The organism is Candidatus Pantoea deserta (assembly GCF_003813865.1).
Lineage (GTDB): Bacteria > Pseudomonadota > Gammaproteobacteria > Enterobacterales > Enterobacteriaceae > Pantoea > Pantoea deserta.
This window is the reverse complement of the sequence record NZ_RMVG01000003.1, coordinates 46,863-65,287: the sequence shown is the minus strand read 5'-3', so window position 1 is coordinate 65,287 and position 18,425 is coordinate 46,863. Positions and strand designations below refer to the sequence as shown.

The 18,425-nt window shown below is 61.4% G+C and carries 17 protein-coding genes and 1 tRNA gene; 8 read left to right on the top strand and 10 right to left on the bottom strand.

Annotated features, from left to right (window positions below; translation table 11 throughout):
- Positions 1-72 precede the first annotated feature (72 nt).
- From BBB56_RS05385 to BBB56_RS05375, 3 genes are read right to left on the bottom strand one after another with little or no spacing between them, the layout of a single operon-like run.
- Positions 73-729, bottom strand: a complete 657-nt coding sequence (locus BBB56_RS05385; RefSeq protein WP_123799555.1) for a methionine ABC transporter permease — start codon at positions 727-729, stop codon at positions 73-75.
- Entirely contained in the window at positions 710-1,825 is a 1,116-nt protein-coding gene (locus tag BBB56_RS05380; protein WP_123799553.1) for a methionine ABC transporter ATP-binding protein, read from the bottom strand. Before BBB56_RS05380 ends, BBB56_RS05385 begins: the two co-directional genes overlap by 20 nt.
- A gap of 11 nt (positions 1,826-1,836) precedes the next feature.
- The gene (locus BBB56_RS05375) at positions 1,837-2,667 is read right to left on the bottom strand and encodes a MetQ/NlpA family ABC transporter substrate-binding protein (RefSeq protein WP_123799551.1); all 831 of its coding nucleotides are present in this window, start codon (positions 2,665-2,667) and stop codon (positions 1,837-1,839) included.
- Positions 2,668-2,881: 214 nt separating this feature from the next.
- Here BBB56_RS05375 and BBB56_RS05370 point away from each other — a divergent pair, with 214 nt between their 5' ends.
- The 3 genes from BBB56_RS05370 to BBB56_RS05360 all read left to right on the top strand — a co-directional run bounded on the left by BBB56_RS05370 (position 2,882) and on the right by BBB56_RS05360 (position 5,826).
- Entirely contained in the window at positions 2,882-3,523 is a 642-nt protein-coding gene (locus BBB56_RS05370; protein ID WP_123799549.1) for a TetR/AcrR family transcriptional regulator, read from the top strand.
- Between the two features lie 73 nt (positions 3,524-3,596).
- Positions 3,597-4,979: a D-arabinono-1,4-lactone oxidase gene (locus BBB56_RS05365; protein ID WP_123799547.1), complete on the top strand. Its 1,383-nt coding sequence runs from the start codon at positions 3,597-3,599 to the stop codon at positions 4,977-4,979.
- Positions 4,980-4,998: 19 nt separating this feature from the next.
- Positions 4,999-5,826 (top strand): glycosyltransferase family 8 protein, encoded by an 828-nt coding sequence (locus BBB56_RS05360; protein WP_123799545.1) that lies wholly within the window; start codon positions 4,999-5,001, stop codon positions 5,824-5,826.
- Between the two features lie 43 nt (positions 5,827-5,869).
- Here BBB56_RS05360 and BBB56_RS05355 read toward each other — a convergent pair whose 3' ends face one another.
- Positions 5,870-6,991 carry a Gfo/Idh/MocA family protein gene (locus BBB56_RS05355; RefSeq protein ID WP_123799543.1) on the bottom strand — a complete coding sequence of 374 codons (1,122 nt, stop codon included), beginning with the start codon at positions 6,989-6,991 and terminating at the stop codon, positions 5,870-5,872.
- Between the two features lie 331 nt (positions 6,992-7,322).
- Here BBB56_RS05355 and BBB56_RS05350 point away from each other — a divergent pair.
- A tRNA-Asn gene (locus tag BBB56_RS05350) sits at positions 7,323-7,398 on the top strand.
- Positions 7,399-7,455: 57 nt separating this feature from the next.
- Here BBB56_RS05350 and BBB56_RS05345 read toward each other — a convergent pair.
- Complete coding sequence (locus BBB56_RS05345) at positions 7,456-8,667, bottom strand: MFS transporter (protein ID WP_233592990.1); 1,212 nt, start codon at positions 8,665-8,667, stop codon at positions 7,456-7,458.
- 180 nt (positions 8,668-8,847) lie between these two features.
- On the opposite strand from BBB56_RS05345, the gene BBB56_RS05340 reads away from it, so the two are divergent.
- On the top strand, positions 8,848-9,387 hold the full coding sequence (locus BBB56_RS05340) for a TetR/AcrR family transcriptional regulator (RefSeq protein ID WP_123799541.1): 540 nt from the start codon (positions 8,848-8,850) through the stop codon (positions 9,385-9,387).
- A gap of 76 nt (positions 9,388-9,463) precedes the next feature.
- A complete protein-coding gene (locus BBB56_RS05335) occupies positions 9,464-10,660 on the top strand; it encodes an MFS transporter (protein ID WP_123799539.1) in 1,197 nt (398 codons plus the stop codon).
- Between the two features lie 42 nt (positions 10,661-10,702).
- Here BBB56_RS05335 and BBB56_RS05330 read toward each other — a convergent pair whose 3' ends face one another.
- A complete protein-coding gene (locus BBB56_RS05330) occupies positions 10,703-11,725 on the bottom strand; it encodes an LLM class flavin-dependent oxidoreductase (RefSeq protein WP_123800335.1) in 1,023 nt (340 codons plus the stop codon).
- Between the two features lie 208 nt (positions 11,726-11,933).
- Here BBB56_RS05330 and BBB56_RS05325 point away from each other — a divergent pair, with 208 nt between their 5' ends.
- The gene (locus BBB56_RS05325; RefSeq protein WP_123799537.1) at positions 11,934-12,992 is read left to right on the top strand and encodes a fatty acid desaturase; all 1,059 of its coding nucleotides are present in this window, start codon (positions 11,934-11,936) and stop codon (positions 12,990-12,992) included.
- Positions 12,898-13,656, top strand: a complete 759-nt coding sequence (locus tag BBB56_RS05320) for a phosphate/phosphite/phosphonate ABC transporter substrate-binding protein (RefSeq protein ID WP_123799535.1) — start codon at positions 12,898-12,900, stop codon at positions 13,654-13,656. Before BBB56_RS05325 ends, BBB56_RS05320 begins: the two co-directional genes overlap by 95 nt.
- A gap of 1 nt (position 13,657) precedes the next feature.
- On the opposite strand, the gene BBB56_RS05315 is transcribed toward BBB56_RS05320, so the two are convergent.
- Genes BBB56_RS05315 through BBB56_RS05300 form a run of 4 tightly spaced genes read right to left on the bottom strand, consistent with a single transcriptional unit; the run spans position 13,658 to position 18,424 of the window.
- Positions 13,658-14,992, bottom strand: a complete 1,335-nt coding sequence (locus BBB56_RS05315; protein ID WP_123799533.1) for an LLM class flavin-dependent oxidoreductase — start codon at positions 14,990-14,992, stop codon at positions 13,658-13,660.
- A gap of 11 nt (positions 14,993-15,003) precedes the next feature.
- Entirely contained in the window at positions 15,004-16,605 is a 1,602-nt protein-coding gene (locus BBB56_RS05310) for a dipeptide ABC transporter ATP-binding protein (RefSeq protein ID WP_123799531.1), read from the bottom strand.
- The gene (locus BBB56_RS05305; protein WP_123799529.1) at positions 16,602-17,435 is read right to left on the bottom strand and encodes an ABC transporter permease; all 834 of its coding nucleotides are present in this window, start codon (positions 17,433-17,435) and stop codon (positions 16,602-16,604) included. The genes BBB56_RS05310 and BBB56_RS05305 overlap by 4 nt, the downstream gene beginning before the upstream one ends.
- Positions 17,435-18,424 (bottom strand): ABC transporter permease, encoded by a 990-nt coding sequence (locus BBB56_RS05300; protein ID WP_123799527.1) that lies wholly within the window; start codon positions 18,422-18,424, stop codon positions 17,435-17,437. Before BBB56_RS05300 ends, BBB56_RS05305 begins: the two co-directional genes overlap by 1 nt.
- Between the last annotated feature and the right edge of the window lies 1 nt (position 18,425).

Below are 18,425 nucleotides of genomic sequence, written 5' to 3'. Positions count from 1 at the left end.
ACTTTATGCCGGTAGCGCGCTGATGTTTAAAAAGAAATAGTGCTATCCATTGCGGGAAAAAGCACAAGCGCGCTAGCGCCGCTTGTCGATGCGCGTCACCAGGCGGTCGCCCAGCCATTGAATGCCGCACACCAGGACGATCAGCACCGCGATCACCGCCACCATTACTGCGGTATCAAAGCGCTGATAGCCATAGCGAATCGCCAGATCGCCTAGCCCCCCTGCGCCAATCGCGCCAGCCATCGCCGACGCGCCAATCAGCGCCACCAGCGTCACCACGAAACCGGCCAGAATGCCTGGCAAGGCTTCAGGGATCAGCACGTCCCAGACGATACGCAGCTTGCTGGCCCCCATCGCGCGTACGGCGTCAATCAGTCCGCGATCGACATCGCGCAGCGACACCTCCGCGACCCGCGCAAAATAGGGCGTAGCGGTGATCGACAAAGGCACAATGGCCGCCCAGGTTCCCAGCGACGTCCCCACCAGAAAGCGCGTAAAAGGGATCAGCGCCACCAGCAGAATAATAAACGGCAGAGAACGAAAGCCGTTGATAATCAGGCCAAGCACGCGATTGACGCCGCGATGCTCGGCAATGCCGCCAGGGCTGGTCATCACCAGAATCAGGCCAAGCGGCAACCCGGCAAGCAGCGAAAAAAGGCCGGAGATTGCCGTCATAATGACGGTTTCCCACAGCGCGTTCAGCAGCAGATCAATCATCACTGGCGACATAACCCACCTTTTCTACCTGAGCCTGCTGCTGATGCAGCCAGGCAAGAACCCGTTGCTCATCGGCGCTGTTGCTGGCCGGAATGGCAATAAAGAAGCGCACCACCGCATAGTGCTGAATATGGTCGATGCCGCCCTGGATCAGGCGAAACGCACCGGGCAAGGCACAGGCAAAGCGCGTCAGCAGTTCGCCCTGCGCCTCCTGCCCGGCGAAGTGCACGCTATAGATCGCCTCGCCCTGCTTTTGCTGACTCAGCCGGGCAGCAAGGTAGTCGGGCAGCTGCGGCAACAGCCCGCGCAGCAGCGTGCGCGTAAGCGCCGCCTGCGGATGCGCGAACACCTGCCACACCGGACCCTGCTCGATGATCTCCCCGGCGTCGATAACCGCCACGCGATGCGCCACCGATTTGATCACCTCCATTTCATGGGTGATCAGCAAAATGGTGATGCCGAGCCGCTGATTCAGCGATTTCAGCAGCGCGAGAATAGAGCGGGTAGTTTCAGGATCGAGCGCGGAGGTCGCCTCGTCGCACAGCAGCAGCGCCGGGCTGGCGGCCAGCGCGCGCGCAATGCCGACGCGCTGCTTTTGGCCGCCCGACAGCGCCGCCGGATAGTGGTGCGCCTTATCCGCCAGCCCTACCAGCTCCAGCAGCTCCGCGACGCGCTGGGCGCGTTGGGCTTTTGGCATACCGGCGATCTTCAGCGGCAGCGCCACGTTTTGCGCGACGGTTTTTGCCGACAACAGATTAAAATGCTGGAATACCATGCCGACGCGGCTGCGAACCTTTTGCAGCTGCTTCTCCGACAGACCGGTAATCCGCTGCCCTTCAATCTCAATCACGCCTTCATCGGGCTGCTCCAGCCCGTTAAGGCAGCGGATCAATGTCGATTTCCCCGCGCCGCTGCGGCCGATAATGCCGAGGATTTCGCCTTTACGCACCCTGAGCGACACTGCTTTTAGCGCCTGCGTCTGACCAAAGCGGCGCGACACATTTTGCAGGCGCACCACGCTGTCACCTGCTGCGGCGACATCCTGCGCGCCCTCGGCGACGCCGCGCATCACCGCGCCAGGCGCGGCTGCCTCTGAAAATACCGTCATGCTCGCTATCCTTACCAGGCGGTCAGGCCGGTGCCTTTGTAAACCTGATCAAACACTTTCTTTACCGCATCATTCTGGTAAGAGGCCACCAGGGTTTTAACCCAGGGCGCATCGACGCTCTCTTTTTTCACCGCGATAAAGTTGTTGTAAGGGTTGTCTTTGACCGGCTCCTGAGCGATGCGGTCCTCTTTAGTCAGACCGCTTTTCAGCGCCCAGTCGGTATTGACCACCGCCGCATCCAGATCGGGCACCGAGCGGCCAATAATGCCGGAGTCCAGCTCTTTGATCTGAACCTGGCGCGGGTTATCGGTAATATCGGCGGTGGTGGCCGCGATGCCTGCCCCCGGACGAAGTTTGATCACGCCCTGCTGCTCAAGCAGAACCAGCCCGCGCGCTTCGTTAGAGGGATCGTTCGGTACGCCAATCACCGCCCCCTTTTTCAGCTCCGCGGCGGATTTTACTTTTTTCGAGTAGAGACCGATGGGCCATACGGCGGTGTCGCCGACGCGCACGATGTCGTAGTGGTTAACTTTGATCTGGTTGTTGAGGAAAGGCTGATGCTGGAAGGCGTTGGCGTCCACTTCGCCATTCTGCAGGGCTTCATTTGGCTGGTTATAGTCGTTAAAAACCACGGTTTTTACCGTTAACCCTTTTGCCGCCGCCTGCTTCACCACCTCGCGCCAGACATCCTCATCTTCGCCGCTCATAATTCCCACTTTGACGGAGGTTTTGTCCGCGGCCTGGGCGGCGGCAAAAGGGGCCAGAGCGCTACCGGCCAGCAGCAGCGCGGCGGCGGTAACAGACAAAAGTTTATTTTTAGTAACAGCCACACGTGTGTGCATAAATTTGCTTCCCAAAAGTGATAGTCGCTAAAGTTAAGATTGACTGTCGTAACGACAGATAGCCGCAGTATACGCAGTTGCTTATATCTGCATTATGATTTATACGGCAATGCTATTCCTGAAATGCATATAAACAGGTTGCCGCTCGCGTCGCCAAATCCTGCTGTCAGGCTGTGCTACCATGCCGTTTTGACTCTCTTTGTTACTGAGCACTATGTCGGATACCACCCCAAAACGAAAAAATGACCCTGAAGGGCTAAAAAAACGCATCCTTGCCGGCGCCCTGACGACCTTTGCCGAATACGGCATGCAGGGCGCACGTCTGGAGCAGATTGCGGAGAATGCGCAGACCACCAAACGAATGGTGGTTTACCATTTCGGCAGCAAAGAAAAGCTCTATATCGAGGTGCTGGAGCAGGTCTATCAGGCGATCCGTCAGCATGAAACCGGCCTGAACCTGGCGGCGATGGAGCCAGAACTGGCAATGAGCAAGCTGGTGGAAGCCAGCTTTGACTACCACGTCACCCATCCCGATTTTATGCGGCTGGTGTGCACGGAGAACCTGCTGCGCGGTCGCTATATTTCCCAGTCGCCGCGCATTAAGGCGCTGAACCGCAGCGCCCTTGACGTACTGGAGGCGATCCTGACGCGCGGCCAGCAGCAGGGTATTTTTATTCGCGAAATAGAGACCATCGACGTGCACCGCCTGATCAGCAGTATTTGTGTGCATCACGTCTCTAATCGCTACACCTTTAACGCGCTGTTCAGCCCCGATAACAGCGAAGAAGAGAGTATCCGCCGCAATCGCCAGCTGGCGGTGACGGCGACGCTGCGTTACATCCGTAAAACGGCCTAAGGGAAGCGACAATGCTGCGATGGGCTACGCTTAACTGACATTATTTCTCAGATCTCAACACAGGAACGCAGTCGTGAGCAGAGACGTCGAACGTTATCCCCTACGCAACACTACCCTCAGCGCCGAGGATGACGCGCTGTGGAACTGGGCGCAGAACGCCCGCGTTGGCAGCCGTCAGCGGTTACACCAGCCGCGCAGCGAGGCGGAATTACAACAGCTGCTGCGGAATACTCAAGGTCGCGTGCGCGTAGTCGGCAGCCGCCTGTCGCCGGGCCGTATGCTGTGTGTCGACGAAGAAGCTGTGCTGGTGGATATCAGCGCGCTCTCTGGCCTGCTGGCGCAGGACAGCGACAGCATTACCGTCGGCGCAGGCACCACGCTCAACGACGTCTATATTCAGCTGACCGCAATGGATCGCATGCTGGCTGCCTCGCCCGGCGTCATTGCCGTTCAGAAGCTGGCGGGCGCGATGGCGACCGGCACGCACGGTCAGGGGCTGCATCAAAGCTCGCTGGCGGACGAGGCGCTGCGTATTCGCATGGTGCTGGCCGACGGGTCAGTACGCGAATTTACGCGCGGCGAGCCGGACTTTCCGGCCACTCAGGTCACGCTGGGCGCGCTCGGCATCGTGACCGCCGTGACGCTGCGTACCCAGCCGTTCCGCATCTATACCTGCCATAAAAACGCCGTGTCGGCGGATAACCTTGAGCAGGATCTGCTGCGCTGGAACCAGGAGTATGCGCTGAGCAAGGCCTGGTGGTTCGTTGACGACAACCTGATGCACGTCTGGAACGCGAACGAAGCCAGCGAGCAGGAAAACGCAGAGTGGCAGCGCAACGGTCGCGAGGTGGTAAAGCACACCGATCAAGGCGACGACAGTCTGAACAGCACCATCGATCAGACGCTGGAGCAGATGCACCGCGATACTCAGATCCATGGCAAAGGCGGCAAGCAGTTCCGCACCGTTACCCGCTTTCGCGACTTTACCGACGTGACCGGCGATATTTACCAGCTGTTCTGCCGCGGCATTGCGGTGCCGCAAATCAACGTTGAAATTGGCGTGCCGCTTTCGCGCACCCCTGCCGTTATCAGCAAAATCAAGCGCTGGTACGCCGCGGAAAAACCGCATATGCACTACCCGATTATCCTGCGCTGCACCGGCGCGTCAGACGCCTGGCTCAGCCCGGCCTATGGCGAGCCGACCTGCTTTTTTGGCTTTGTGGTCTATTACGCTGACGACGGCTCGCTGTCGCAGGATGGCCTGCACTTTCTTACCGAGGTGGAGAAGTTGCTGGCGGAAGAAGGCGGTCGCCCGCACTGGGGCAAATACTATGACGCCAGCCGCTACGCCTGGCGCGACCTCTATCCGCACTGGGACGATTTTCGCGCGCTGCGCAGCGAACTGGATCCGCAGCGCCGCTTCAGCAACGACTATCTGACCGCGCTTTTTGACTGACTTTTACAGGGAGAGAACCATGTTTGCATGGATTACACTGCTGACGCAGCCTGACTATCTGGTGGGCGTAAAGGCGCTGCACCGCTCACTAAAGCAGAGCGGCACGCGCTGGCCGCTTGTCGTGATGACCACCGAAGCGATCCCGCTGGCGGACCGCGCAGCCTTGCAGGCTGAAGGCTGCGTGGTGCACCCGGTCGAGCCGATTTACCCCAACCGCGAGCTGGAGCAGCATTACGCGTCGGCACAGTTTGGCGAAGTCTGGACCAAGCTGCGCGCCTGGCAGCTAACCGACTACGCGCGCGTGGCGTTTCTCGATGCCGATATGCTGGTACTACAAAACATGGATGAGCTGTTTACACTCGATCTGGGCGACAACCTGCTGGCAGCCTGCCACGCCTGCCGCTGCAACCCTAACCAGATTGCCTCTTATCCCGCCAGCTGGCAGCCGGAAAACTGCCACTACACCTGGCAGGAGCGCGGCGAGCCTGCGCCCGCCTCGCTGGATAACTACCTCAACGGCGGCTTTCTGGTGCTGAAACCGGATAATGTCATCTTTGAGCAGCTGGCGAACCGCATTGCCGCGATTGAAGATTTAAAGGCGTATCCCTTCTCGGAGCAGGACCTGCTGAACGAAGCATTCGCCGGACGCTGGCAGCCGCTCTCTTATATCTACAACGCGCTGAAAACGCTGCCTTTCCAGCACAGCCGCATGTGGAAGGAGAGCGAGGTAAAGAACCTGCACTATATTCTGGCGAAGCCGTGGAAGCGCGATTTGCAGCAGCCGGAGAGCGAGCGCGACCGCTACTATGCGCTGGACAAGCTGTGGTGGGAAAAAGCCACGGGTTAGCCTTTCAGGCGCGCAGTCTTAACGGGCCGCGCGCCCTGCTCCCTTAAACCACCTGCCAGCGTCGCTCTGCGGCAGAAACCGCAATCGCCTCCAGCACTTTCTGCACCTGCAATCCTTCAGCAAAATCAGGCCACAGACGATCCCCCGCCGCAATACCGTTGATCAGATCGCGAATTTCGACCGTTTTTTGATCGTTAAAACCGATGCCGTGCCCGGCTGACACGCAGAAGTTCGCATAATCCGGATGCGCCGGACCGGTCAGAATGGTTTTAAATCCCTGACGTCCCGCCGGTTCATCATGCAGATAGAGTTCCAGCTCCGCCATCCGCTCCTGGCTGTAGCGCAGCGCGCCTCTGGTGCCGGTCACCACATAGGTCAGGCCCATTTTACTGCCGCAGGCGATTCGCGACGTTTCAATCACGCCGTGCGCGCCGTTGCGAAAGCGCAGCAGCGCGCTGGCCTGATCTTCATTCTCTACCGGCAGCAGGCGGCTGGGATCTTTCGCGTCGGGACGCGTTTTGATCACCGTCATCATGTCGCCGCTCACCTCGTCGATCTCCCCCACCAGGTAGTGCGCCATATTGACGATATGCGCCGCCAGATCGCCCAGCGCGCCGAGACCCGCCAGCGCTTTCTGGCAGTGCCAGTCAAGCGGCGTCTCCGGCTTCGCCAGATAGTCTTCGTTATGGGTGCCGTAGAAGTGCACCACCTCGCCGATTTCGCCGCGCGCGATAATCTCTTTCGCCAGCTGGCTGGTAGGATTTTTCATGTAGTTAAAACCCACCAGGGTTTTCACGCCAGCGGCCTGTGCGGCTTTCACCATTTCCTCGGCATCCGCTACCGACAGCGACAGCGGCTTTTCTGAATAAACATGCTTGCCGTGGCGAATTGCCTCCAGCGCCATCTCCTTGTGCAAAAAGTTGGGTGCGCAGATGTCCACCACGTCAATAGCAGGATCGCGCACCAGCTCGCGCCAGTCACCGGTTGAGCGGGCAAAACCAAAGGCGGCGGCCTGTTTCTCAGCCAGCGTCGGGTTCACCTCCGCCAGCATTTCCCGCACGATTTCCCCTTTCAGCGCGAAGACGGTGGGCGCCTGCGCATAGGCGATGGCGTGACAACGCCCGATATAACCGCTGCCGATCATGCCGATTCTGACTTTATTCATCGCCTGCCCTTATATTTCATTGTTTGCATATCTCGGAATATACGTTTCGCAAAACGCGCAAGCAAACGGCAGCGCTGAGAAGTGTGAGCCGCTTTGAAATCTTTATTAAAGGGGGTTAATGCTCGGCGGTTAAGGCTCAGCCACGCTGATGTCGAAAAGATTTTTTCGTTCCATCCCTGCCGTGAATAGAAAAATATTTTTCTCGCTGCGCCGCAGGCCGTCGCCGTCGCCTCTGGTGGCCTGACGCTTATTTCAGCAGTTGAACGTTTTTGTGAAAAAGAGCTTTGACAAGGCAGAGGCAGGTCGATAATATGCGCCCCGTTCAAACGATTCCTCTGTAGTTCAGTCGGTAGAACGGCGGACTGTTAATCCGTATGTCACTGGTTCGAGTCCAGTCAGAGGAGCCATATTTAGAGAAGCCCGCTCAGGGAAACCTGAGCGGGCTTTTTGCTGTTCTCTTCTGGCTATTCCCGCTGCGTTAACCCCCGAATCGACGGCACCAGACAGGCGGCCCCGGTCGCCGCCAGCACCGCCGCCGCGCAGGTGACAAGCACAGCGCTGCTGCCAAACTGCATCGCCAGCGGCCCGGCCGCCAGCTCGCCCAGTGGAATGGTGATAAAGGATCCCATCGCATCATAGGCATAGACGCGCGCCAGCCGGTCGCGCGGTATATGGGTTTGCAGCGCCTGTGCCCAGACGACGCCAAACTGGCCGAACCCTATGCCCGCCACGCAAAATGCGATCATCAGCCAGACGGCAGGCGCGCCCTCTGCCAGCAGCAAAATGGGCAGAACGCAGAGCGCCACCAGCATGACCCCGGCGAGCATCGCGCGACGAGGACGCCAGCGCAGCGCCATCCAGGAACCCAGAATCAGCCCGACGCTCTGCGCCGCAATCATCATGCCCCAGCGCGCGCGACCAAAGGAGTCGTCAGCGATAACCGGGCCGAGAACCATTACCATACCGGTAAAGGCGGCGTTGACCACGGCAAACTGCGCCACCACTGCCCAGACCCAGCTGCGCGAGGTAAATTCCCGCCAGCCGTCGCGTAGATCCTGCCACAGCGTTGTCTGCGAACCTGCAAGCTGTACGCCGGTGCGAACTGAAAAGTAGAGCGGCGCGGCGATGGCAAAGCCCAGCGCATCAACCGCCAGTCCCCAGCCTGCGCCGACGGCGCTGGTAAGAATACCGCCCAGCGACGCGCCGACGATGGTCCCGGCATAGACCCCCGACTGAATAAAGGCATTCGCCTGACGCAGTTTCTGGGCAGGCACGGTCTGCGGCACCAGCGCGGAAGAGGCAGGCAGCGCAATGCCCGCCGCCGCGCCGTTCACCGCGCTCAGCAGGGCTAATGCGTTCAGGGTCGCGCTCCCGTCCAGCACCAGCCAGGCGACGCCGCTCTGCGACAGCGCGGCAACCGCCGACGACAGCAGCAGCACGCGATTGCGGGAGTAGCGATCGGCGAGCACGCCGCCGAACAGCAAAAAAACCACGTTAAACAGCGAGCGCGCGGCGACCACTATCCCCAGATCGGCAGCGGAACCGCCCATATCCAGCACGGCAAACGCCAGCGCCACGGGCGCGACGCTGTTGCCCAGCACCGTGAGCGTTCGGGCGAAAAACAGGTTGCGGAACGGAACGTAATGAAAGGCATGACGTGATGCAGAGGCGTTCACCGGCGCACCTCTCCGTCACTGATAATTATCCCTGTGCTGTTAATAGCGCCTCCCTGCATCTGGTTATCACTCACAGGTGGAATAATAACGGGAGTGAGCACCGCTGCACAGATGTATCTGGGCTTTGCCAGGCCATACAGGTTATTCTTGCCCTGTTTTGTAGCAGAAAGAGACGGGTTAATGGTTGTGAGCAGGGATATTAAAAGCGACATTCTGGATGCGACGCTGACGGTGATCGTCAGTGAAGGCGTGCGCGGCACCACCTATCGACGGGTAGCCGATCGGGCGGGCCTGTCGCCCGGCACCCTCACCTACCATTTTCCGCAAACCGATCTGCTGCTGATGGCCGCCTTCAGCCATATGGTTGACGCTATCGCGCAGGCTTTTCGCCAGCGCATGCAGCGCGCGGCCGATCGCGACGCCGCCTGCGAAGCGGTAGTGGATTTGATCTGCGGCGACGTCTGGGCCAGTCAGCGCCACCTGATCTTAAGCTTTGAGCTGTATTCGCTGGCCGCGCGCAAAGAGCCGTTTCGCCAGCTGCTGCAACAGTGGATGTCGCGCAGCCGCGAATCGCTGCACCTGTTTTTCCCCATGGAAACCGCCTGCGCGCTGGATGCGCTGATCGAAGGTTTTACCATTCATAATCTGCTGAATGACACCCCCATCAGCCGTGATGCAATCCTGCGCGCGGTGCGCAATATCGCCGGTCAGCCAGAATAAATTTTCGCCTCGCTGTTAGCGAGTGAGACATTATGTATTATGCTCTCGTACAAATGTACGACAACGGTGAGCCTTAATGAATCCTCAACAACAGCTGCGTGGCAAATGGGCGATTTTTGGCCTGATGTTTATCCCCGGCTTTACCTGGGCTTCCTGGGTGAGCCGCACCCCCTTTATGCGCGACACGCTCAGCGCCTCGACCGAGCTGATGGGCATGATCCTGTTTGGTTTCTCCTGCGGCTCTATGCTGGGCGTTCTGCTGGCCGGTAAGCTGGTTGCTCAGTTCGGCACCCAGCGCGTGATGCGCGCCGGCATTGCAATACTGCTGCTCGGACTGGTGCTGATGTCCATCAGCCTGGCGCTGGCGACGGCTTCCGGCGTATTTGCCAGCCTAGTGCTGCTGGGCGGCGGCACCGCGCTGATTGACGTGGTGATTAATGTCGAAGGCGCGGCGTTTGAACGCGCGCTGGGCCGCTCTGTTATGACCACCATTCACGGCTTTTTTAGCCTGGGGACGCTCGCGGGCGCGCTGGCGGGGTTAGCAATGACCGCAACCGACATCAGCACCAGCTGGCACTTTGCCGCCGTACTGCTGGTCAATGTGCTGATTACCGCCGTGGCGCTGCGTCATTTGCCCCGCACCAGCGACAGCGAGCGCAGCGAGCAGGCGCACAGCGGCAGTTTTATGGCGCAGGTCGGGCGCGAGCTGCGCGATCGACAGCTCATGGTGCTGGGCGTGGTGATTCTGGCGATGGCGCTGGCGGAAGGCTCCGCCAACGACTGGCTGCCGCTGCTGATGATCGACGGTCATAATCTGAATCATACTCAGGGCACGCTGGTCTACGCTGGCTTTACCGCCGGTATGACGCTGGGACGTTTTCTCGGCGGCTATGTGGTGGATCGCATTGGTCGCGTCTGGATGCTGCGCGCCAGCGCGTTTTCCGCCGCGCTTGGCCTGGTGCTGGTGATTTTCTCCGACAATCAGTGGCTGGCCGCCGCCGCCGTGCTGTTCTGGGGCATCGGCGCATCGCTCGGTTTCCCGCTGACGGTTTCCGCGGCAGGCGATGGCGACAACAGCGCGATTCGCGTCACCATCGCGGCAACGCTGGGCTATCTGGCATTTCTGGTGGGACCGCCGGGACTGGGCTTTATTGGCGAACACGCCGGACTGCGTATGGCGATGCTGCCCGTGCTGGCGCTGGTGGTGGTGGCGCTGTTTTGCGCTGGAGCAGCGGGCGGGCGCAGGCTGGAAAAGGCAGAGCAGTCGGGTTAAAAACGCACAGAAAAACGGCGGCCTCAGCCGCCGTTTTCACCCTTAGCGCCAGCCAAGCTCTGGCGCGACATATTTCAGAATCGCCTCAATCACGTGCGCGTTGTACTCGACGCCCAGCTGGTTCGGCACCGTCAGCAGCAGGGTGTCCGCTTCCGCAATCGCTTCGTCCTGCGCCAGCTGTTTGATCAATTTCTCCGGCTCCGCCGCGTAGCTGCGGCCGAAGATGGCGCGCGTCTTCTCATCGAGGAAGCCGACGGAATCCTGTTCCTGACCGCTGCGGCCAAAATAAGCGCGATCCATGTCGTTCACCAGCGCAAAGATACTGCGGCTGACCGACACGCGCGGCTCCCGCGTATGCCCCGCCGCTTTCCAGGCTTCACGATAGGCGCGGATCTGCTTCGCCTGCTGAACGTGGAACGGCTCGCCGGTCTCATCGTCTTTCAGCGTGGAGCTTTGCAGGTTCATGCCCATTTTCGCCGCCCACTCCGCCGTGGCGTTGGAGCCGGAACCCCACCAGATACGCTCGCGCAGGCCTTCGGAGAAGGGTTCAAGGCGCAGCAGGCCCGGCGGGTTTGGAAACATCGGCTGCGGATTGGGTTTGGCAAAGCCTTCGCCGCGCAGCACGTCTAAGAAGACCTCGGTATGACGACGCCCCATATCGGCATCGGTCTCGCCCTCCTGCGGGGCATAGCCGAAGTAGCGAAAGCCTTCTACCACCTGCTCAGGCGAACCCCGGCTGATGCCGAGCTGAAGACGACCGTTGGCGATCAGATCCGCCGCGCCGGCGTCTTCGGCCATATAAAGCGGGTTTTCATAGCGCATATCGATCACGCCGGTGCCGATTTCGATTTTGCTGGTGCGCGCGCCGACCGCCGCCAGCAGCGGGAACGGCGAGCTGAGCTGGCGCGCAAAGTGGTGCACGCGGAAATAGGCGCCGTCAGCCCCCAGTTCTTCGGCGGCGACGGCCAGATCGATAGACTGTAACAGCACGTCCTGCGCCGAACGGGTGGCGGACTGGGAAGACGGGGTCCAGTGACCAAAGGATAAGAAGCCAATCTTTTTCATCATTCAGTTCCTTTCGCGGCAGGTTTCGCCCTGCGTATGAGATAAGTTTCGATAAGCAAAGGTTACGTCAGCCGCGTCCGTACTGATAGCCAATAGTTTTCAACCGTATCATCAAGTTTTTCGACATAAGTAAGAGATTCAGGATCTTTCTCTTTTTGTCCGCCTTCACGCATGTTGGGCTAAATTCCATCACGGCTGGCAGGTCACGATGTCCAGAGGTTCGTCCGCGTATCTTAGCGCGCAGCAGCGCGCGCAAATCCATCAGTGGAAGAAAAGCTGGCTATGGCGCAGCGAACTTCCAACGTGGCTGCTGATGATCGCTATCTACGGCGGCTGGTTCGTCACGCTGGCTAACTGGCAGACGCTGGGCCTGTGGCCCGCCACGCTGCTGCTGATCCTGTTTACCAGCTGGTACATGTCATTACAGCATGAGCTGATTCACGGCCATCCGACGCGTTTTCCGCGTGTTAATCAGCTGTTCGGCACGCTGCCGCTGGCGGTGTGGTTTCCCTACGGGCTTTATCGTAATTCGCATCTGGCGCACCATCGTAACCACAGCCTGACCGATCCTGATGAGGATCCGGAAACCTGGTATCTGTCACCCGCGCGCTGGGCGCAGCTACGCCCCTGGCAGCGTCAGGCGGTTCACTTACGCAATACCTTTTTTGGGCGCCTGCTGCTGGGTCCGCTGCTGGATATCTCTTCGACGCTCCAGTCACTGCTGCTGGCGTTCTGCCGGGGTGATTGGCGCGCTATCGCAATGTGGGCCATCCACCTGGCGCTGCTGACGGGCCTGTTTCTTCTGATGGCGCAGCAGGATTTCTCACCGCTGTGGTTTGTGCTGGCGGTGAGCTATCCCGCGCTGGCGCTGACCAAAGTGCGCTCTTTCTATGAACACCGGGCGGATGCCGATCCGCTGGCGCGTTCGGTGAATAACGAGGCGGGCTGGGTATGGCGAATGCTGTTTCTTAATCTCAACTACCACGCAGTGCACCACGATCTGCCTGGCCTGCCGTGGTATGGTCTGCGCAAAGTCTATCTGCTGTGGCGCGACGACTATTATCAGCGCAACCAGGGGTTTCGCGCAGCGGGCTACGGCGAATGGATCAGGCGCTTTTCGACGAAACCGGTCGCGGTTAACGTCCATCCGGGCAGGCAACAGGATTTACAGCATGAAACGGCTCTCGTTACCGATGTACGACATTCACCATCCGGCCACGCAGGCGCTGACCGGAAGACTCGCGCAGTGGTTACGGGCGGATGTTGAATGGCCCGACGACCTGCTGACGCACTGGCGCGCCCGCGACCTGCTGCTAAGCCAGACCTGCGGCTATCCGTTAATGACGCAGTTGCCGGATGCGCAGCTGGTCGGCGCCTTTGAGCTTAGCGCGCCTGGCTGCGACGGGGCGCGCTACCGCAGCTGGCTGGTGGCGCGTGAAGCAGACAAAGCGTGCGCGCTGGCGGATTTTCGCGGTCGCCGCGCGGTGGCTAACAGCATTGACTCCCACTCCGGCTATAACGCGCTGCGCTATCTGGTTGCGCCGCTGGCGCAAAATGGCCGCTTCTTTCGCGTCACCCATCTGAGCGGCAGCCATCGCCAGTCGCTGGCGGATCTGCGTGCCGGGAAAGCGGATATAGCGGCCATTGACTGTCTGACCTGGGCGCTGCTGCGGTGTCATGCCGCGCATGAACTGGCTGGACTGGCGATCGTCGGCGAAACCCCGCTCTGCCCCGCGCCGCCGCTGATTACCTCCGTGCGGACGGATCAGCAGACGCTGGCAACGCTGCGGCGGATATTAACCCGGCTGGTGAAAGCAAAGGCCGCGCGCGCCAGCTTTATCAGCGGTTTCACCGTGCCGGACCGCGAGGCTTATCGTGAGATCACGCGCTGGGAGGAAGAGGCCGCCGCGCTCGGCGTGACGACCCTGTAAGTCAGGCAACCTGCTGGCGACGCCCGGCGAACTGGTTTTCCGGCTCGGCCAGTCCGAGATTTTCGCGCAGCGTGCTGCCTTCATACGCCTGCCGATAGATGCCGCGCGCCTGCAACAGCGGGATAACCTGGGTCACAAAGTCGTCGAACGCCGTCGGCGTGCCGCCGCGCACCACAAAACCGTCTGCCGCGCCGCTGAGGAACCACTCGGCTAACCCGTCGGCCACCTGCTGCGCCGTGCCGAGGAAGGTAGGACGCGGCGTCGCCTCTTCCAGTGCCGTCTGGCGTAGCGTCAGGCCGCGCGCGCGCGCATTGCGCTTAATGGCGTCGGTGGTGCTGCGAAAGCTGTTTTCGCCAAGGTCGCCGATATCCGGGAATGGCGCATCGGCATCGTACTGGCTGAAGTCGTGGTGTTCGAAGTAGCGGCCCAGATAGGCCAGCGCCTGGTCGAGCGTGACCAGTTCCGCGGTCTGCTGATAGCGGCGCTCCGCGTCGGCTTCCGTGTCGCCGATAATCACGCTGATGCCCTGGAACACGCGGATGTCATCCGCGTTGCGGCCGCGCGCCACCAGCCGACGGCGCACGTCTTCGCGAAACTCGCGCGCCAGCTCCGGCGTCTCCTGCCGGGTATAAATGGCATCGGCGGCTTCGGCGGCGAAGGCTTTCCCCGCCTCTGACGCGCCCGCCTGGAATACCACCGGACGCCCCTGCGGCGAGCGCCCCACATTAAGCGGTCCCTGCACCGAGAAGTATTTCCCGTTGTGGTTCAGCGTATGCAGTTTGTCAGGGTTAAAGAACTGGCCGCTGGCCTTGTCGCGCACAAAAGCATCCGCCTCCCACGAATCCCACAGCCCTTTCACCACTTCAAGATATTCGCTGGCGATGCGATAGCGCTCGTCATGGGCAGGATGGCTGGCGCGCGAGAAATTTTTCGCTGAGCCTTCCAGCGGCGAGGTCACCACGTTCCAGCCGACGCGGCCGCCGCTGAGGTGATCGAGACTGGCGAACTGACGCGCCACGGTAAATGGCTCGCTGTAAGAGGTCGAGAGCGTGGCGACCAGTCCGATCTGTTTCGTCACCAGCGACAGCGCCGACAGCAGCGTAATCGGCTCGAAGCGGTTAAGAAAATGGGGAATCGACTGAGGCGTAATGTAGAGACCATCGGCAACAAACAGGAAGTCGATTTTCGCCTGCTCCGCCTTGCGCGCCAGATCCAGCACGTAATCAATGTTAATGCTGGCGTCGGCCACCGCATCGGGATGACGCCAGGCGGACATATTGCCGGATGCGCCCTGAATAATGGCTCCCAGCCGCAGCTGGCGTTGTGTCTGACTCATGTTGTTCTCCTTTAGGCGACAGCGGGCCGCCAGGCGGGAAGCACCGGCAAAGCCTGCAACAGTTTTTGCGTCCAGGGATGCTGCGGCGCGTCGAACACCTGACGCAGATCGCCGCTTTCCACTACCTGCCCGTTTTGCATCACCAGCACGCGATCGGCCAGATGCTGGATGACGCCAAGATCGTGAGAAATAAACAGCAGAGCGGTGCCGTGTTCGGCCTGCATATCGGCCAGCAGATCCAGCACCTGGGCCTGCACCGAGACGTCAAGCGCGCTGACCGGTTCGTCCGCCACCAGCAGCGCCGGACTGGGCGCAAAGGCGCGGGCGATAGCCACGCGCTGACGCTGACCGCCGGAAAGCTGCCGCGGGTAACGATCGAGAAAACGGTCGCCGAGCTGCACCTCGTCCAGAAGCTGACGCACGCGCCGTCGCCGCGCATCACCAAAGATGCCCGCGCTGTCGAGGCTTTCGCCGATAATCTTTTCTACGGTGTAACGCGGATCGAAAGAGCTGAAAGGATCCTGGGCGATCAGCTGCAACCGCGCCCGCCGTGCGCGGCGCGCGTTTTCCTTGAGCCGATCCCAGCGGCTGCCCTCCAGCAGCAGCGTGCCGCTGTCCGGTTCGGTCAGGCCCATCACCACTTTGACCAGCGAGGTCTTGCCCGATCCCGACTCGCCCACGACGCCGAGGGTTTCCCCCGGATGGAGTCGGAAATGAATATTGTTCAAGACCTGGCGGTCGCCGTATGACTTGTTCAGCCCGATCGCCTCCAGCAAGGGGGCGTTGCCCGGCTGCGGACGCGGCGGCAGCGGCGTCGGCTCGGTGGCGCTCAGGCGCAGGCCGCGCGTGGCGGGCGTCGGCACCGCGCGCAGCAGGCGCTGCGTCCAGGGATGCTGCGGCCGCGCCAGCAGCGCTCCACAGTCGCCCTGCTCGACTACTTCGCCGTCACGCATCACCAGCACGCGATCCGCCAGCTCGGACACCACCGCCAGGTCGTGGCTAATCAGCAACAGCGCGTGGCCGTCGCGGCGGCGCTGCGCCAGCAGCTGGAGAATCTGCCGCTGCACCGTCATATCCAGCGCGGTCGTTGGCTCATCGGCAATCAGCAGCGCCGGACTGCCAGCCAGCGCGGCGGCGATCAGCGCGCGCTGGCGCTGCCCGCCCGAGAGCTGATGTGGATAGCGCGCCAGGCGGCTTTCGGCGTCAGCAATGCCCGCCGCCTGCAGGAGTTTGATGCTTTGCGCTTCCAGCGCGCCGCGCTGTCCGGCGGCGCTGAGCGCATCCGTCAGCTGCTGGCCAATGCGCCGCAGCGGATCGAGCGACACCAGCGCATCCTGCAACACATAGCCGATGCGTCGACCGCGCAGCGCGCGCCACGCGTCGCGCCCGGCCCGGCGCATATCGCGGCCGTCGATAACAAAGCGATCGGCGCTAAAGGTGGCGCCTTCAGGCAATAGCCCAACCAGGCTGCGCGCCGTCAGGGTTTTGCCGGAGCCAGATTCCCCTACCAGCGCCACCGACTCGCCCGGCTGCACCTGCAAATCGAGATTTTTCACCACGTAGTGCGGGCCAAAACGGATGCAAAGATTCTGAATATCAATCACCGGATTCATGCTTCGCCTCCTTCAAAACGCGCCTGCCAGTAGCGCCCCAGCGTGTTAACCGCAATCACCGTCAGCGTGATAAACACGCCCGGCCAGACGGCGATCCACCAGGCGTTGCGCAGGTAGTTGCGCCCTTCCGCCAGCATCAGCCCCCACTCCGCGGTCGGCGGCTGCGGCCCCATACCGAGAAAGCTCAGTCCGGCGGTGCCGATAATGGCGGTGCCCAGCCCCAGCGTCGCCAGCGCAGGCACCTGCGCAATGGCGTGCGGCAGAATATGGCGCAGGATCAGCGTGGCGCGTGACAGGCCGAAGGTGCGCGCCTGCTCAACGTAGCCAGAGGTCATGACGCGCCAGGTTTGCGCGCGCACCACGCGGGCGAAGCGCGGCACCGACGCCACGCCAAGGGCGATAATGAGGTTACTGGTGCCTGGTCCGGTAAAGGCGATCAGCATCAGCGCCAGCAGCAGATCGGGAAAGGCGGAGATCACGTCCACCGCGCGACTCAGTAGCTCATCGACAATGCCGCGGGAGAGCGCGGCGGCCAGCCCGAGCAGCGTGCCAGACAGCACCGCCAGCGCCATCGCCGCGACGCTGATCAGCAGCGAATAGCGGCTGCCGTAAATGACCCGCGTCAGCAGATCGCGTCCGAGCTGATCGGTGCCGAGCCAGTGCTGCGCCGAAGGCGGCAGCTGGGCGTTGAGCGGATCGGCCAGCAGCGGATCGCCGTGCGCCAGCCACTGCGGAGCGACCACCGCCAGCAGCACCAGAAACAGAAAGAGGATCGCCGCCCATACGGCGGCGGGGAGCGAAAAGGAAACGCGTTGCAGAATGGCTTGCATTATTGATTCTCCCCACGCAGGCGCGGATCGATCCACAGCGCCAGAATGTCCACCAGCGTGCTCATCACCACGTAGATCAGCGCAGATAAAATGGCTACGGCCAGCACTACCGGTAGATCTTTCGCTAGGACGGCGTCCACCGTCAGCTTGCCCAGTCCAGGACGGCCAAACACCTGCTCGGTAATGACCGCGCCGCTCAGCAGACCGCCTACCAGCCAGCCGGTTAAGGTTACGGCGGGCAAGGCGGCATGGCGCAGCGCGTGGCGCAAACGAATGGTGGTGTCGCCGACGCCCCAGGCGCGCAGCGTCAACGTAAAGGGAGCATCCAGCGCGTGCTCCAGCTCGCGCCGCAGCAGTTGCGCCACCACCGCGCCCTGCGCCAGTCCCAGCGCCAGCGCGGGCAGCACCAGCGAAGAGAGCGAGCGGTCGCCCGCGACCGGGAACCAGCGCAGCGTAAAGCTGAAAACAAACAGCAGCACGATGCCCATCCAGAACGACGGCGTAGAGGCGAGCAGCAGCTCTACCGCGTTGGCCACACGGCGGCCCCAGCGGCGATGCGCGGTGGTCACCGCCACCGCGACGGCGAAAACAAGGCTGACTAATAGCGCGGCCAGCGTCAGCCTGATGGTCGGCCACAGCTGCGTCGCCAGCAGATGGCTGACCTCGGTATTGAGGATATAGGAACGCCCGAAATCACCGTGCAGCACGCGCCATAAATAGTGCAGATATTGCAGCCATAATGGCTCGTTCAGCCCCCATTCTGCGCGAATTGCCGCTTCGATGGCCGCCGTGCGCACCTGTTCGCCAATCAGCAGGCTCACAATATCGCCGGGGGCCAGATGCACGCCGAGAAAGGCCAGCGTGACGGCGGCCCACAGCACCAGCACGCCGCCGAGCAAACGCCTGCCGATGCGCCGGGCCAGCGCGCTGCGCCAGAGCGGCGGCGTGGGCTTACGCGGCACGCGGGTTGCGATGCTTTCCAGACTCATC